The sequence below is a fragment of the Methanothrix harundinacea 6Ac genome, assembly GCF_000235565.1.
In the GTDB taxonomy this organism is placed as follows: Archaea; Halobacteriota; Methanosarcinia; order Methanotrichales; family Methanotrichaceae; genus Methanocrinis; species Methanocrinis harundinaceus.
Map to the genome: position 1 here is coordinate 1,643,861 of NC_017527.1, position 15,098 is coordinate 1,658,958.

Here is a 15,098-nt window from a genome sequence, read left to right on the forward strand (position 1 = left end):
TATCCCGTTCTCCTAACAACCCCGAGATGTTGCCCCTAAAAATACTTTTCCCGTTGGAGGACTCGCCAGAAAACAATGATATGCTAATGATAGAAACTAAATTAATTTTAAAAAATAAATTAAAATCTACAATTCGGTCATCTTCCGGCTCCCAGCTCTATCTTCTCCCCGGCGCTCCCCCGGGAGAGGAGGGCCACCCTGCTGAGGGGGACGTGGTTTTTGAGGGGGTAGCCGAGGATATCCGAGAGCTCCCTCGCGAAGCCCATCACCTCGTCATGGGTCGGCATCGCATCCCGCCCGAGCCTCTTTCTGGAGAGGCCGAGGTGCATGTAGGCCTTCACCTCTACGAAGTCCGGCTCGGCGACCTCGATCAGCCTCGCGTACCCCCGGGGGTCTTTGAGGTTCAGGTTCCGGGCGAGGGTCAGCCTCACCACCCTCCGGGATGGTGAATCTCTCATCATATCCAGGCTCTCCAGAAACCGGCCCCAGGTATCGTCCCTGGGGTTTGAGACCTGCCGGTAGGTCTCCTCGTCGGGGGCGTTGAGGCTGATGTAGAGCTGGGTCGGTCGGACCTCGCCGACGGCCTCGGGGGACGTCCCGTTCGTCACCAGGAAGGCGGTCATACCCCGCCTTTTAACCTCCTCCACCAGCTCACCGATCATGGGGTAGAGGGTCGGCTCCCCCATCAGGGAGATGGCGACGTGGGCGGGGCTCTTCGCCTCCTCGAGCCTCCCAGGGTCGGTAGTCTCGGGGGCGCCGCCGTAGCCGGAGATCAGCCTCCGCTGCTCGGATAAGATCCCGTCCAGCAGCTCTTCGGGCTCGATCCACTCCCCGGAGGTGGCCGGGATCTCGTCGATGGGCCTCCAGCAGTGGAGGCAGCGGTGGTTACAGAGGAGGGTGGGGGTCATCTGGACGCACCGGTGGCTGGAGATCCCGTAGAAGTGGTGTTTGTAGCACTGGTCTCCTCCGCGGATCGACCGCCGGAGCCAGAGGCATGGCTTGACGGCTCCGTGGGCCACCAGGTGATATCCCTGCCTTTTGAGCTGGTCGCTCATCGCCGGGGGGAAGCGCTCCGTCATGACGGGGATCTGGAGGGGTTCGAGCGGTTATATAGTTATTCGAGGCGGACAGCCACCTCGAAAAAGCTTTTTATATTCCCTGAGACGGTCGTAACAATCCAGAGGGAGATTCATGATCCAAAGAGACTTTTCGATCCCATCTGCTGTAGCCCTTATCGCCATCCTCATCGCTGGTGGGATGGCCTCGGGGGCGGCTACCCTGAAGGTCTGCGAATGCAAAGCCTGTGGCTGCCAGTACTTCAGCATCCAGGAGGCGATCGACATCGCCAGCCCAGGAGACGTCGTCCTGGTGAGGAGCGGGACCTTCTCTGGGAACGTCAACGTGACAAAGCCGATCGTCCTCAGGGGAGAGATGTGGCACGGCGGCGACCTGCCCCTGATAAACGCCCAGGGCAACGGAAGCTGCATCACCGTCAATGCAGACGGGGCGGTGGTGGATAAGATGAGGGTGACGAACTCTGGAAACCTCTCAGGGGACGCCGGGATCCAGGTCCAATCAAATAACTGCACCATCACGAGCAACATAGCCAGTGGGAACGGAGGCTCCGGGATAATCCTGGTGGGGGCGAGAAACTGCACCCTTCGAGGGAACACCGTCTCGAACAACACCGTCGGAATCCTCCTTACTAACTCCGCCGACAACCTGGTCTTCAATAACAGGCTCTACAACAACACCGATATGGACGCCTTCGACGACGGCGTAAACCTGTGGAACGACGGGGCCATCGGGAACCATTACTCCTCCTTCAACTGCACCGACCTGAACAACGATACGATCTGCGACGTCATCGTCAACGCCGTCTTCGCCATCCCCGGTGGCGGGAGCATCGACGACCTCCCCCTGGTCGTCTGAACGGGATCCTGCCTCCATATTTTTTGGCTTCGCCGTCGAGGGCTCCGGTCTGCGGTGATGGTAGATGTGGCGACGCCGGGCCCGCCGATGCGGCCTGGAGGGAGCACCTTTAAATAGTCGTAGGCTTCTAGTCAGGATAACGAGGAATTGAAATGGTTACTGGCACAGTGAAGTTCTTCAACAGAACGAAGCATTTCGGCTTTATAGCTGGAGACGATGGTACCGACTATTTTGTACACTCGAGCGGTCTCAAGCCGGGCGTCTCCATAGACGAGGGAGATAAGGTCAGCTTTGAAGTGGTGGCCGGAGACAGGGGCCCCAAAGCAGAAAAGGTGGAGAAGACTAAGTAACTCGCATTTCTCGAATCTCAAACCTTCGGACTCAGAAGCGACCGGATCCCATCCGGTCGGTTTTACCTTTCGATCGCTTTTTATCCGAGCCTCAGCCGTCCCGCCCTTACCTCCTCTTCTACCTTCTTTCCCCCCCTCGGAGCCGCTTCTTCACCCAGCGGCCCATCTGGCCGAGGAAGGCGACAGGAGGGGTCCTCTTGCCGTCGATCTCGACGCGCCCTTCCCGGATCGCTTCCAAGACGTCTCCGTCCTCGCCGACGGTGACGATGGTGACCCCCAGCCCCACGGACCTCGCCGAGTGGGCGTCGCTCCCCGCCACCATCGGAAGGCCGAGCCTCGTCGCCCCCCTCCTCGCCCAGAAGTTCGCAAGGCCGAAGATGAACTTGGAGTTGAAGACCTCGACGGCGTCGCAGCCCGGTATCCTGTACATGGAGTGGCGGAAGGGGTGGTAGGGGTGGGAGACGATGGAGATCCCGCCCCGGGCGCGGACGAACTCTATCGTCTCCTCGGGGCTCCGCCCGGATGGCGGTAGCTCCCGGACCCCCAGGGCGAGGAGGTGGCCGTCGGAGGTGGAGACCTCGACCCCCGGCACCACCAGGAGGTGGAGGCCCCGTTTGCGGACGGACCTCTCGGCCTCGAAGGAGCCCTCCAGGGTGTCGTGGTCGGTGATGGCGATGCCGTCGAGGCCGGCCTCGAAGGCCGCCTCCAGGATCTCCTCGACCTCGTCCCTCCCGTCGGAGAAGGCGGAGTGGACGTGGAGGTCGAGGCGGAGGGGGGTCGTCCTCCCCTTCCTGGGCCGGCCCCCTCCTCTCCCATCCCCCGCCAGCTTCAGACCTCCCTCGGGTCGGTGATCTCGCCGGAGATGGCGGAAGCCGCCGCCGTCGCCGGGGAGGCGAGGTAGACGAGCCCCCCCTTCCCCATCCTGCCGGGGAAGTTCCTGTTGGCGGTGGAGAGGCAGACCTCCTCTTCGGCGATGACCCCCATGTGGGCCCCGAGGCAGGGGCCGCAGCCGGGGGTCCCGATCATCGCCCCCGCCCGGACGAGGGCCTCCAGGACCCCCGAGGAGAGGGCCTGGAGGAGGACCTCCCTCGAGGCGGGGATGACCAGGGTCCGGGCCTTCACCTCCCTCCCCTTCAGGATCCGGGCGGCGATCTCCAGGTCCTCCAGGCGGCCGTTGGTGCAGGTCCCGATGAAGACCTGGTCGACCTCCGTCCCCGCCAGGTCGCCGACGGGGCGGACCTGGTCTACCCGGAAGGGGACGGCGACCTGGGGGGAGAGATCCGAGACGTCGAACTCCATCTCCGCGTCGTAAGAGCCGGGGTCGGATCGGACCGGCTGGTACGGCCCCCTAGCCCTGCCCCTCAGGTACTCCTCGGTCGTCCCGTCTGCCGGGACGATGGCGGCCTTCGCCCCCATCTCGACCCCCATGTTGCAGAGGGTCATCCTCCCCGAGATGGAGAGGCTCTCCACCGTCTCCCCCAGGTACTCCAGGGCCCGGTAGGTGGCGCCGTCGGCTCCTATCGCCCCGACGAGCATCAGGGTCAGGTCCTTGGCGAGGACCATCTCGCCGAGACGGCCGGATATCCGGACGGCGATCGTCTCGGGGACCTTGAACCAGAGCCTCCCCCGGGAGTAGATCTCGGCCATATCCGTCGCCCCGACCCCGGTCCCGAAGGCGCCGAAGGCTCCGTAGGTGCAGGAGTGGGAGTCGGCCCCCACCAGGAGGGTCCCGGGGAGGGCGAACCCCTCCTCGGGGAAGACCTGGTGGCAGATCCCCCGGCCCCCCTCGAAGAAATGGACGATCCCCTGATCTCTTGCCCAGGAACGGACCATCCTCTGGAGGTCGGCGGCGGTGCTGTTGTTGGCGGGGACGATGTGGTCGAAGGGGACGACTATCCTCTCGGGGTCCCAGACCCGCTCCGATCCCATCTCGGTGAAGGCTTTAATGGCGAGGACGCTCGTACCGTCGTGGGACATGGCGTAATCCACCTCCGCCTCGACGATCTCCCCCGCCTCGGCCCGGTGGCCCGAGGCCCGACTGAATATCTTCTCGCTGATGGTAGCCAAGGTAATAACCTCCGTAAAAGGGGGGGCCGGCGGGAGGGGCCAGCCCGATTCTCAACCCTGAGAGCGGCTCACCCCAGCTTGGGGAGCATGTAGGCGATGTCGTCCTGGGGGTGGCGGTAGAGCCTCGAGTCGAGCCTCTTCTGGTCGAGGATGTGGCCGATGATCCCGATGGACCTCCCGAGGGCGAAGAGGCCGTTGAGGTAGCCGTACCTGATGACTTCGTCGATCTCCCTCTCGTCGAAGACCTCGCAGGAGCCCATCAGGTCGATGAAGAGGATCCCTATGCAGCCGTCGACGTTCAGGATCAGGTTTCCCTTCTTGGCGGTGGTGATCTCCTGGACTGAAAGGGCGTAGTCGAGGAGGTCGGTCCTGGCGAAGTTCTCCCTCGCGTAGCCGATGAGGAGCTCGACCCTCTTGTCGGGGTTCTTGACGCTCTTGATCCGGTGGCCGATCCCCGGAATGTTCACCCCCTTCGCCTTCATCCCCCGGACGAACTCCTCGGGGGAGAGGCCCGAGTCCCGGGCCCTCTTGAACTCCCGGGCGGCGTCATCGATCGCCCCGCCGAACCGGGGGCCGATGGTGAGGAGGCCGCTCGCGAGGGAGGTGATCAGGTCCTTTCCGGCGCAGGAGGCGACGATGGCGTTGTGGGCCGCCGAGACGGCGGGGCCGTGGTCGGCGACGATCTGGAGGACGAGCTCGATGAACTCCGCCGCCCAGGGGGGGATCTCCTTCTTGAACCAGAGGAGGCCTATCACCCCGCCGATCCCCATCCCGTCCTCCAGGACCCGGCTGAGGGGCTTTCCGGCGTAGAGGACCTCCTCGCCCCGGTCGTCGGAGATGGTGCAGATGAGGTTCGTCGACTTCCGGACGATCCCCTCGGAGACGGCCTTGGCGTAGTCCATGGGGATCTTCGGGATCTCCGGCTCCTCCGGCTCCCGGACCTTCCCCTCGGCGAGGAGCCTCTCGTAGACCCCTCTTATCTCGTCGCCGTAGCTGTCGAAGGAGGCGGGGACGATCGCCCCCGCCTCCTTCAGGGCCCGGTTCTTGGCGTCGGCGGTCTCTAGGTCGGTCTGGGCCTTCGCGCCGGCGTGGCCGAACTGGACGCTCCCGGGGAGGATCTTGGAGCAGGTCCCCGTCACCCAGATCACCAGGGGCTTTTTTATCTGGTCGGCCTTCAGGGCCTCGACGATCCTGTACTCGTCGGTGCCGCCGACCTCGCCTAGGCAGGCGATGATGGCGACCTCGGGGTTGGCCTCAAACCGGAGGATGTGGTCCATGAGGTTGCTCCCCGGATACCTATCGCCTCCGATGGCGATCCCCTCGACGACGCCGCTCGAGTTTCTCGCGATGATGTTGAAGGCCTCGTTGAGCATCCCTCCGGACTTGGAGACGAAGCCGACAGAGCCCGGCCGGTGGAGCTTCGACTCGATGATGTTCTCGATGGTCCCGGCGGTGTTTCCTATCCTGAAGGCTCCGGCGGCTAGCCCCCCAACGGTGGCGGGGCCGATGATCGTCTTCTTCATCTTTCGGGCCGTCGCGGCCATCACCCTTGCCATCCTCTCGGGGACCCCCTCGGCGATGATCGCCACCGTCTTTATGGTCGGCGAGGCGAGGGCCTCCATGGTGGTGTCGAAGGCGGACCTGAAGGAGGCGAAGTTGACCATCACCTCGGCGAAAGGATGGGCGGCCGCCGCCTCGGGGATCGTCTTGTACATGGGGAGGAGGATCTCCTCGGTCCCCCAGAAGACCTTCTGGACCCCGCCCCGGTTGGGGTTGATGATGGCGGCGACGCTCGGGACCTCCCTCCGGCAGAGATAGTCGAAGTCGAGCATCCTCTGGATGGCGTTGGTCTGGAGCCCGTAGACGAAGGCCCGGGTGTTTCTGTCGAACAGCTGGTAGTCCTTCATGGTCATCACTCTCCCCCTCCCAGGGCCATGGATACGATCCTCGTCATGTGGGTCTCGGGGCCGTAGACGTGGATCGGTACCCCCAGCCGCTCGCCGAGCTTCCGCATGATTCGAAGCCCCTCCTCGTAGTTGGGCCCGCCCCTCCGGACGTAGATCTCGACGCCGGCCTCCCGGAGCCTCTCCTTGTAGTCCTCCAGGGCCATGACGACCCCCTTGAAGGTCTTGGCGACGTCGGTGAAGTTGGCGATCCCGCCGCCGATGAGGAGGTACTTGGGCCTTCCTTCCGGGTCCTCCTCCCGGGTCATCAGGTCGAGGATCGTCTTGGTGTACTCGTAGGTGTCCTCGGTGGAGGGGTCGCCGCTGTACTCGCCGTAGTTGGCGAGCTCTCCGGCAAAGCCCAGGTCGCAGATGGTGTCGGCGTAGATGACGGAGGCTCCGCCCCCGGCCACCATCGTCCAGACCCTCCCTCGGGGGTTTAAGATCGTCAGCTTGAGGGAGGCCCCGGTCCGGGAGTCGATCTCCTTTATCCAGGCCTCCTCCTCGGTCAACGCCCGCCCGAAGGGCTCGGGAAACTCGAGGCCCAGCCAGGCCTTCCTCTGCCAGAAGGCCTCGGCGTCGTCGAGGCGGGCGACCAGGTCGAGGGGTACGACCCTGCCGTCGGTGAAGACGAAGGGGTTGATCTCAAGATACGCAAAGCCGAGATCCCGATAGAGCCGGTAGAGCCCCTTGATGAATGCCGCCGTCGGCGCAAGCCGGTCGGCGAGGCCCGCCGGAAGCTTTGATCCGAGGTCGAGCTCCTCGGGCCTCGCCAGGATGTCGACGGGGATCTCGGTGACGGATTCCCAGTTCGCCTCGATATCGACCCCGCCCCGGGGGGAGAAGTAGATCACGTCTTTATCCCTCTCGGACTTTATGGCGACGTAGAGCTCCTCCTCCGGTCCGTGGGGAATGAAGGGCTCGATGAGAAATGTGTCGAGGGTCCCGACGACCGACCCCACCAGAACCTCGCGCCCCATATTCTCCTGGATGTACCCCTTCGCCTCGTCCCAGGAGGCGTCGAGGAGGATGAGGCCGTGAGCGCCCCTTTTTCCGAAGAGCTGGTCGGGCTTGACCACCAGCCTTTTCTTCTTGACCCAGGGGTTTTTGATCGCCACCACCTCCAGGTCGGTTTCTGGGGTGACAAGGGCGATCTGACCATCGTAATCGAAATCATCCGCATAATCGGGAAGGCGCTCTGCCAGGAGCTTCTTGGCGTCGTATTCCCTGATCCCTCTCTGTGCCATCTATAAAGACCTCCTCCCCATGGGCAGCGTCTTTTTTGTTTACAAATCTTTCTACGAAACGCCCCCGAAACGCTCCCAAAATGGGCCTGGAAAGGCTGAAATAGGGACCCCTTTCTAAGGGATTTCATGGTCCGGAAGCCCCGGAAGGGCGAGACGATCAGGCCAGCCGAGGAGGTTATTGCCCGCCTGGATGCGCTTTACATGGCGTGTCCGAAATGCCCGGCGGAGCCCGCCCTCGATAAGGGGGCGAGCTTTTCCGAAGAAGCCGCGATGGAAGGGCGCCGGAAGCGGTGTTCCGGCTGCGGCAGGGCGCCCCTGGACCTGGTGATGGTGGAGGCGATGGAGGTCCTCGTCGACCACAACCTCCGAAGCCGGACCGACCCCCTCCGGTCCATCGGCTGGCCCCTGGTGGAGGTGGGCTACCCCCTGGCCTACCCCCCGAGGCTGGGGCCGGATGAGCTCATCATCGTCGGCGAGCGCCTGACGAAGGAGGCCGCGGCCGAGATCGTCGCCCAGGTCCCCGAAATAAAGGGCGTCATCCGGGGCGGGGGCGTCCCCGGCGTCGCAGACCTCCGGGCGGCGCCCACCCGCTGGGAGCTCCTGGCGGGATCAGACCTCCGCTGCGACGTCGTATCCTCATTGATCGGCGATCTCGTCATCTACAAGCATCAGTCAAAGATTCACGTGGAGTTCCCCCGCCAGAGCGCGCCGAAGATGAAGATCCTGGAGGAGCTGTACTTCCGGGGCAAGCTCACCACCGTCGCCGACGTCCTCTGCGGCCCCGGGACCCTGGGCCTTGTGGCCGTTCTAGCCGGGGCGGAGCGGGTCGTCCTGAACGACGCGTGGCTCCCGGCGGTGGAGGACGCCATCCTCAACCTGGAGGCGAACCGCTCACTTTTGGGGATCGAGAGGATCGAGCGGCATAAGCTGCCGGCAGGCGAGGTCGGCGCGGATCCGGTCCTGGCGGCGGAGGCTTGGTCCGGCAAATGCAAGATCGAGGTCTACTTCGGCGATGCTGAACGGCTATTCTCGCGGGCCGAGCCGACGGATCTCTGCTTGATCGACCCCTTCCCGGGGATGAAGTACGACCGGATAGCCGAGGCGTGCGGGGGGTGCGGCGAGGTCGTGATCGTGTAGAAGTCTATAAATGGTATTCAAGAGCAGAGAGAGTGGATGAGTGCGAAGGAACGAATTCCCACACGGCAGAAGAAATCTCTTGAAATTTTTGTGAAGAATATATTCTGGTTTTGGGCAGTGATCCTCCTTCTGGTCTCGCCTATTGTGGCCTTTGCGATTTACCAAACCCTTGACCAGCTCGTTTCTGCAAATTATCATCTTGGCGCTATTTGGGCGTCTTCGGAAGATGCCAGGTATATACTGAGCGCCTTGAGCCAAGCTCAAGCGGCCATTTTTGGAATATTTTTCACTTTAAATTTTATAGTATTTCAAACACAAATAGGTAATGTATCTCCAGCCACAATCAAAAGATCTCTTCAATCCTACAAATTGTTGTTCATATTCATCGTTTTCTTAATATCCATTTCTGTAGATTTAATTTTTCTTAGGTACATACCTCCCAATAATGACTTAGAAATCAATATTTTCTGGCCCATATCATTATCAATTTTTGCTATTTTGATATTAATTCCGTATATGCGCTTTACTCTTATGTCGCTAGTTAAAGATGCTATCATTGAAGAGGTGCGCAGTGGAAAGGCAAGATATAATCTTGAAGGAGTTGATTTAAGCGATCAGCTTTTGCCGGGTATCGAGCTAAGTGGGAGATTTTTGCAGAAATCCAAATTTAATAACTCCACCTTATTTGGTGCTAATTTTAATAACGCCAATTTTTATATGGCAGACTTAAGTCATGCTCGCTTGAGAGGTGCCAATTTTAGTGATGCCATGTTAGGCAGGGCTGATCTTAGTAGAGCTGACTTGTCCAGCGCTCATCTGAATGACGCTAGTCTGAATGGTGCTAATTTAAGTGAAGCAAAACTAAATATGGCAAACTTAACTAAGGCTTATTTGGGTGGAGCTAATCTCATTGGTGCTAAATTTGATAATGCCGATTTAAATGGAGCTTTTTTGGATGAATATGGTTTGGAAAAGAAAGGCCCAAGAACTATTAAATTTAAGTTGAAATATGACGACGTAACCCTTGAGACACTACTAAAAGCCAACAATCTAGACCTGGCACATATTATTTATACCAAATTGGAGGAAGATTTAGAACGGAAAGCCGGAGAGATGGTAGATGATCCAAATATAGACTTGAGTAAGCTAAGTCCTAAAAATAGGAGTTCAATTGAGAGATGGGCTAATCGATATTCACATCGTACAAATGAGGCAAATCAAGACAATTAGATTCTGTGCAAATCGATCTATTTTCTTCGGCATCAGCCGATCCGTGCCGTCCTCATCTCCCTCCACCTGGGCCAGCGCGGCTGCTGCCATCGACAGCATCAGCAGCGCCAGGACGATGAGCGGCTTCGATCTCGTCGGGGACTCCTCCGATGATGCAGTTCAATCTCAATCTACAAAAAGCTTAGGTGAGTTCCTCAAACTTCCAAGAGCCCCGCCCATTATCGCCGCCCGGAGATCGGCGAAGAGGCCCGCGCCTCAGTTGCTGAGAAAGGGCTGGTCGCGCCGCCGGAGGGGGCCGACGATGGGTCGCCGGGGCCGATCATGGCAGCGCCGCAGGGTTATATATAAATATATTTAAAATATCCCAGACCTCTTCGGGCAGAAAGAGGGAGAGGAAGAGGTTGGCAAAAAACCCGACGAAGATGGCTATGCTGAAGCTGAGGAGCGTCCCAAATAGGATGTACTCGCCGGTTATTCGATTCGTATTATACCTGAAGATCGATTTTGCAGCGATCAGGAGCCCGATGGCGGTATATTGCTGAAATATTATGAAAGTCAGAATTAAAAAACGTTCAAGATAGCCGATATATCTGCCCGCGCTCTCCAGGCTCCCGCTCCCGCGGCCCTTATTTTTATCGTCTTCCTGGATCTTATCTCGCCAGCCTCTGGTCATCTTCGATACGAAGATCCCCGCCGGCTGGAAGATCGCCGTATAGCTCAGCAGCACCACGGTGATGCAGATCAGCGTCGGCTCCGAGAGGCGCCCCTGAAGAGAGGAGAAATCCGGATGAAATAATGTCATCCAAACTAATATTATAATTATCATATGGGCTGCCTGGTCGCCGACAAACGACCTCACCGTATCTTCGCGTCTCGACTTCACGATATCGATCACCAGATGCGATAAGAAAAAGCTAGCGAAGACGAGAGCGGCCGGAAAGAGGCCGAGGAACGCCCAGGCGACGGACCCTGCAAGAAGGGCGACGACGCAGACATGGAGATAGAGGTACCTCGACCTCCATCCATCCTCATATTTGCCGTCGACCCATCGATTCGGCTGCAATACGAAATCCGCCAGCATATGCGAGAAGACCAAAAGAATCAGGAAGAACAGGCCCGATAGGCTTGAAAGGCCTGAGAGGCTCGAAAGCCCTGAGAGGTCCGAGATCGCGGTCATGCTACTCTACCTGGACCCCGGGACCTTCATCCGATTCATTCGAGCCGCACATCTCGGCCTTATTTCTGATGACATCCGAGTACCTCTGGATGATCAACTCGACGATCTCGTAGTCGGTCTGTGCAAGCCGGTAATGAACGGCAGACCCATCGATGTTCAGCATCTCGCCAATTTCCTTCAGGGTACGGCCTTCAAGCCGATACATTACAGCCTCACACTTCTTCTTCGTCCACCTATCTATCAGCCGATCTATCATCTTGCAGTGTATCTCAAGCTCCTGGTTCGTCTCCTCCCAGGGCGTTTTGACGGCCAAATTTCGCCTCTCATTTTTTATGCGATCCAGCTGCAGACCTGAGTACTCGAAAGCCTCGCCGTTCATCTCTCCAACATCGCCAAGGCGATATCCCTCATCTGGGAGACGATCGATCTCGCCCACCCCGATCGAGACTCTGGCATCGATCCGGGGAAATTTCTCCTCTACGTTAAAGCCCGAGATCAACCGCAGCCGCAAGAGGATCGCATCTTTGAGAGCAGATTCGGGTTCGCTGGTGATCCCTTGAAAGCTGTCGCCTCTGTAGATAAAAGGCGGAAGCATGTATTCCCTACCCACATATTCCAGAGATTTATTAAGATGTTCAATATAAGAAATCCCGCTGCTTTTAAGCTGCCGGGACCCGATCAAATCGCCGGTTAATACCGCATATAATTTTTCATCCATATTATTGCCGTTCTCAGATTTTTATTCGTCTCTCTTCAGTTAAGCGTTATATAGATTTTCGCCGTAGAGATCGAGTTGAAGTTGATGGGCACCCCGCCCCTTGATCCTATCTTTCTCCTGGGGTTTTCATAATCATCCGGTGCGATCTGGCGGTGAAGCTGCAGCAAGTTGAAAGTTTGATCATATCGTCTCAAATAGCAACGATTTGAGTATTTCTATTCAAATTCTATAGAGTTGAGCATATATGCTCAAATTCCCCGGGCCATCCCCCTCATATATCCTCCGTCCTCAGCGCCTTTCTCGTCTCCTTCCGCCTGGGCCAGCGCAGTCGCGGCGAGCGACAGCATCAGCAGCGCCAGGACGGCTGAAGGCTTCGATCTCGTCAGTTACTCCTCCGGTCGAAAGTCTTCGCCCCTGGCGGCAAAAAGTTTTGGGTGGAAGGGAAGGGACTTGGAATCTGACCGCCAGAATCGCGAGTTGCTTTAGATAAGCATTTGATGGGACAGCGCGGATTTGAACCGCAGTCCAAGCGTCCCAAACGCTCGAGGATGGACCAGGCTACCCTACTGTCCCGCCCGGGAGGGCTGGACGCCTCGATGGTATTTAACTCTATTTCAGATCCCGGCGCCCCTCGATCCCGCCGGTGGCGCCGGCTCCTCCCCGCCCCTCTCGATCCGCCGGATGAGGTGGAAGGCGGAGAGGCCCCCGAGGAGGGCGAGGAACCAGAGCTGGACGAGGCGGATGAGGATGGTGACGGCGGCGGCATCGTGGATCGGGACCCCGATGGCGGAGAAGAGGGCGGTCATCAGGATCTCGACGAGGCCGATCCCGCCCGGAAGGCCGAGGGGCAGGGTCTGAAAGACGATGACGACGGAGTAGACGGCTAAGATGGCGAGGGGCGAGACCTCGACCCCCAGGGACGCGAAGGCCGCGAGGGCGACCATCACAAGAGATATCCAGCCGGCGATGGCCCAGGCGAGAGCCTCCAGGATCGCGCCCCTCCTCTCCCGAAGGAGGATCATGCTCTGCATGAACCCGCTTACAGCCCCGGAGCAGACCTCCCGGTCCAGCTCCCGGCGGAATATCCTCTCCAGGGGACCGACGGCGGCGGCCGCCGTCCTCTGCATCCACCGCTCCTCAAAGCAGATCCCGACGAAGGCGAAGCCCGCCGATACGGAGAAGACCATCATCCCGAAACATGCGGTGAGGGCCCACCCCGGCACGGCGTGGAGGCGGGTGATGTAGCCGATCCCCAGAACCATCCCGAGGATGAAGGGGACGGCGGTGATGATCCGGCTCGCGGCGACGGAGGCGAGGGCAGCGTCGTACCGCCCTCCTCCGCCGATCCTCGCAAGAAAGTAGGTCCGGGCCGTCTCGCCGGAGAAGCTCCCCGTGGGGATGAGGTTGTTCGCGAAGATGCTGGAGAGGTATATCATGAAGAGGTCGCCGAAGGAGGCGGAGAGGTCCAGCTCCTCGGCCATCCTCCTCCACGATAGGGCGTTGAATCCGACCATCAGGAGGGAGAGGGCGAGGGCTGCGGATAAGGCCGCCAGGCTCAGCCCCTCCAGGCTCTCGGCGACCTCCCCGAGGCCGAGGTGGCGGAGGTAGGCGATGTATATCCCCACCCCCAAGAGGACGAGGGCCGAAGACCTGCTCGCCCTGATCTTGGGGATGGCCGTCTCGCGGTTCACCCTCTTTCCGAGGGCCCGACCCGTTATAAGAGTTCCCTTCGATCTCATGTTCTTTACCATCCCCCTCCACGAGTCCCCTCTCCCGTCGGCTCCCCACCCTCTCGTCCCCCTACCCCGATCCACCACCTAAATTCCCCTCTTGCCCCCACCTTTCCCTCTCCCGCTCCTCCGTTCCTCGAAACCTATTTAAGATCGGTCCCGATAGTTACGGCCCATGGGAAAGACAGGAAGCGTTCAATGGACGAAGATCAAGGGAAGAAAAGGACAGATCAGGCAGGTGCCCAACTCCGAGTCGACTCACAAGAACCCCGGGCCCCTCCAGAAGTACACCTCCTCCGGGGCGAGGAGGAGGAAGATCGCCCGGTCCGCGAAGGCCATAGCCGCCAGGTAAAGGCCGGCATGGCCTCTTTCGACTCGGTCCTGGTCAGGTACGGCGAGATCGCCCTCAAGGACCCCTGGACCAGGAAGAGCTGGGAGAGGACCCTCGCCTCCAACATCGTCCACGACCTGAAGGAGGCGGGGATAGATCATCGGGCATCCCTGGAGCGGGGGAGGATCTTCGTCGAGACCTCAAACCCCAGGGCTCCGGAGATCTTATCGAACGTTTTTGGCGTAGTCTCGACGAGCCCCGTCCGGAGCTGCAAGCCGGATTTGGGAGCCATCGCCGCCGTCGCCTCGGACCTCGCAGCAGAGCGGAGGCCGAGCTCCTTTGCCATCCGGGCCCGGCGGGGCGGAGGCGGGATATCCAGCACCGAGATCGCCGTCTTTGTAGGCGACGCCGTCCGGGAGAGGACCGGCGCCGCGGTGGACCTCACCGATCCGGAGGTGGAGATCTTCGTCGAGGCCCGGGAGGATAAGGTCCTGGTCTTCACTGACGTCGTCCGGGGCGTCGGCGGCCTTCCTCTCGGAAGTCAACCGCGGATGCTCGCCCTCATCTCCGGGGGGATCGACTCGCCCGTCGCCGCCTGGATGATGATGCGGCGGGGCTGCCCGATATCCCTTCTCTACTTCGACCCCCGGCCTTACGTCCACGCCCTTCCCCAGGCGGAGAGGTCGGCGGAGGCCCTCCGCCGGTGGACCTCCGGCAGGAGGATCAACTTCATCGGGGTCCCCATCGGGGCAGGCCTCGCTCGGATCGCCGGAGCCGAGCCCCGGGCCACCTGCCTCCTCTGCCGGCGGCTGATGTACAGGATAGCCGGGATGGTGATGGAGGAGGAGGAGGCCTTCGGCGTCGTCACCGGCTACTCCCTCGGCCAGGTCGCCTCCCAGACCCCGGCGAACATCATGGCGGAGCAGTCGGGGATCGACCTTCCCATCTACCATCCCCTCATCGCCATGGACAAGTCCGAGATCACCGACCTCGCCCGGAAGATCGGGACCTACCGGGCGACGGCGGACGCCGGGACCTGCACCGCTGCGCCGAAGAGGCCGATGACCCGGGCCCGGGCCGAGGAGATCCGGGGGATGGAGGAGGAGCTGGGGCTCGCCGGGATGGCGGCCGAGCTCTTCTCGGAAAGGGAGAGGACGAGGTTTTGATCTTCGTCCCACCGGCCCCGTTAGATCATTTTATTCTCGAATCGGCCGGGCTTTGATCCGGGAGTCGATC

The 15,098-nt window shown here is 60.3% G+C and carries 14 protein-coding genes and 1 tRNA gene; 6 read left to right on the top strand and 9 right to left on the bottom strand.

Annotated elements, in window-relative coordinates:
• Window positions 1-137 precede the first annotated feature (137 nt).
• Window positions 138-1,079, bottom strand: a complete 942-nt coding sequence (gene twy1, locus MHAR_RS07790; protein WP_143763349.1) for a 4-demethylwyosine synthase TYW1 — start codon at window positions 1,077-1,079, stop codon at window positions 138-140.
• 112 nt (window positions 1,080-1,191) lie between these two features.
• Here twy1 and MHAR_RS07795 point away from each other — a divergent pair, with 112 nt between their 5' ends.
• Both MHAR_RS07795 and MHAR_RS07800 read left to right on the top strand, forming a co-directional pair.
• On the top strand, window positions 1,192-1,932 hold the full coding sequence (locus tag MHAR_RS07795; RefSeq protein ID WP_014587068.1) for a right-handed parallel beta-helix repeat-containing protein: 741 nt from the start codon (window positions 1,192-1,194) through the stop codon (window positions 1,930-1,932).
• A 167-nt stretch (window positions 1,933-2,099) separates the two neighbouring features.
• A complete protein-coding gene (locus tag MHAR_RS07800) occupies window positions 2,100-2,282 on the top strand; it encodes a cold-shock protein (RefSeq protein WP_014587069.1) in 183 nt (60 codons plus the stop codon).
• A gap of 118 nt (window positions 2,283-2,400) precedes the next feature.
• Here MHAR_RS07800 and MHAR_RS07805 read toward each other — a convergent pair whose 3' ends face one another.
• From MHAR_RS07805 to MHAR_RS07820, 4 genes are all read right to left on the bottom strand, one after another.
• Window positions 2,401-3,114 carry a PHP domain-containing protein gene (locus tag MHAR_RS07805; protein WP_338039963.1) on the bottom strand — a complete coding sequence of 238 codons (714 nt, stop codon included), beginning with the start codon at window positions 3,112-3,114 and terminating at the stop codon, window positions 2,401-2,403.
• Window positions 3,111-4,349, bottom strand: coding sequence for a 3-isopropylmalate dehydratase large subunit (locus MHAR_RS07810; RefSeq protein ID WP_014587071.1), 1,239 nt, complete (start codon window positions 4,347-4,349; stop codon window positions 3,111-3,113). Before MHAR_RS07810 ends, MHAR_RS07805 begins: the two co-directional genes overlap by 4 nt.
• Before the next feature lie 68 nt (window positions 4,350-4,417).
• The gene (locus MHAR_RS07815) at window positions 4,418-6,262 is read right to left on the bottom strand and encodes a citrate/2-methylcitrate synthase (protein ID WP_014587072.1); all 1,845 of its coding nucleotides are present in this window, start codon (window positions 6,260-6,262) and stop codon (window positions 4,418-4,420) included.
• Complete coding sequence (locus tag MHAR_RS07820) at window positions 6,262-7,539, bottom strand: ATP citrate lyase citrate-binding domain-containing protein (protein WP_014587073.1); 1,278 nt, start codon at window positions 7,537-7,539, stop codon at window positions 6,262-6,264. Before MHAR_RS07820 ends, MHAR_RS07815 begins: the two co-directional genes overlap by 1 nt.
• A gap of 126 nt (window positions 7,540-7,665) precedes the next feature.
• On the opposite strand from MHAR_RS07820, the gene MHAR_RS07825 reads away from it, so the two are divergent.
• Both MHAR_RS07825 and MHAR_RS12525 read left to right on the top strand, forming a co-directional pair.
• Window positions 7,666-8,676, top strand: a complete 1,011-nt coding sequence (locus MHAR_RS07825) for a methyltransferase (RefSeq protein WP_014587074.1) — start codon at window positions 7,666-7,668, stop codon at window positions 8,674-8,676.
• Between the two features lie 36 nt (window positions 8,677-8,712).
• Window positions 8,713-9,906: a pentapeptide repeat-containing protein gene (locus tag MHAR_RS12525; protein ID WP_014587075.1), complete on the top strand. Its 1,194-nt coding sequence runs from the start codon at window positions 8,713-8,715 to the stop codon at window positions 9,904-9,906.
• Between the two features lie 319 nt (window positions 9,907-10,225).
• Here MHAR_RS12525 and MHAR_RS07835 read toward each other — a convergent pair whose 3' ends face one another.
• The 4 genes from MHAR_RS07835 to MHAR_RS07850 form a co-directional block, all read right to left on the bottom strand.
• The gene (locus MHAR_RS07835) at window positions 10,226-11,083 is read right to left on the bottom strand and encodes a DUF3307 domain-containing protein (RefSeq protein WP_014587076.1); all 858 of its coding nucleotides are present in this window, start codon (window positions 11,081-11,083) and stop codon (window positions 10,226-10,228) included.
• Window position 11,084: 1 nt separating this feature from the next.
• Window positions 11,085-11,801 carry a hypothetical protein gene (locus tag MHAR_RS07840; protein ID WP_014587077.1) on the bottom strand — a complete coding sequence of 239 codons (717 nt, stop codon included), beginning with the start codon at window positions 11,799-11,801 and terminating at the stop codon, window positions 11,085-11,087.
• A gap of 498 nt (window positions 11,802-12,299) precedes the next feature.
• A tRNA-Pro gene (locus MHAR_RS07845) sits at window positions 12,300-12,374 on the bottom strand.
• A 41-nt stretch (window positions 12,375-12,415) separates the two neighbouring features.
• Window positions 12,416-13,492: a lysylphosphatidylglycerol synthase transmembrane domain-containing protein gene (locus MHAR_RS07850; protein ID WP_143763516.1), complete on the bottom strand. Its 1,077-nt coding sequence runs from the start codon at window positions 13,490-13,492 to the stop codon at window positions 12,416-12,418.
• Between the two features lie 214 nt (window positions 13,493-13,706).
• Here MHAR_RS07850 and MHAR_RS13720 point away from each other — a divergent pair, with 214 nt between their 5' ends.
• Both MHAR_RS13720 and thiI read left to right on the top strand, forming a co-directional pair.
• Window positions 13,707-13,883, top strand: coding sequence for a DUF5350 domain-containing protein (locus MHAR_RS13720; RefSeq protein WP_014587079.1), 177 nt, complete (start codon window positions 13,707-13,709; stop codon window positions 13,881-13,883).
• Between the two features lie 8 nt (window positions 13,884-13,891).
• Window positions 13,892-15,028: a tRNA uracil 4-sulfurtransferase ThiI gene (gene thiI / locus MHAR_RS07855; protein ID WP_014587080.1), complete on the top strand. Its 1,137-nt coding sequence runs from the start codon at window positions 13,892-13,894 to the stop codon at window positions 15,026-15,028.
• Window positions 15,029-15,098 lie beyond the last annotated feature (70 nt).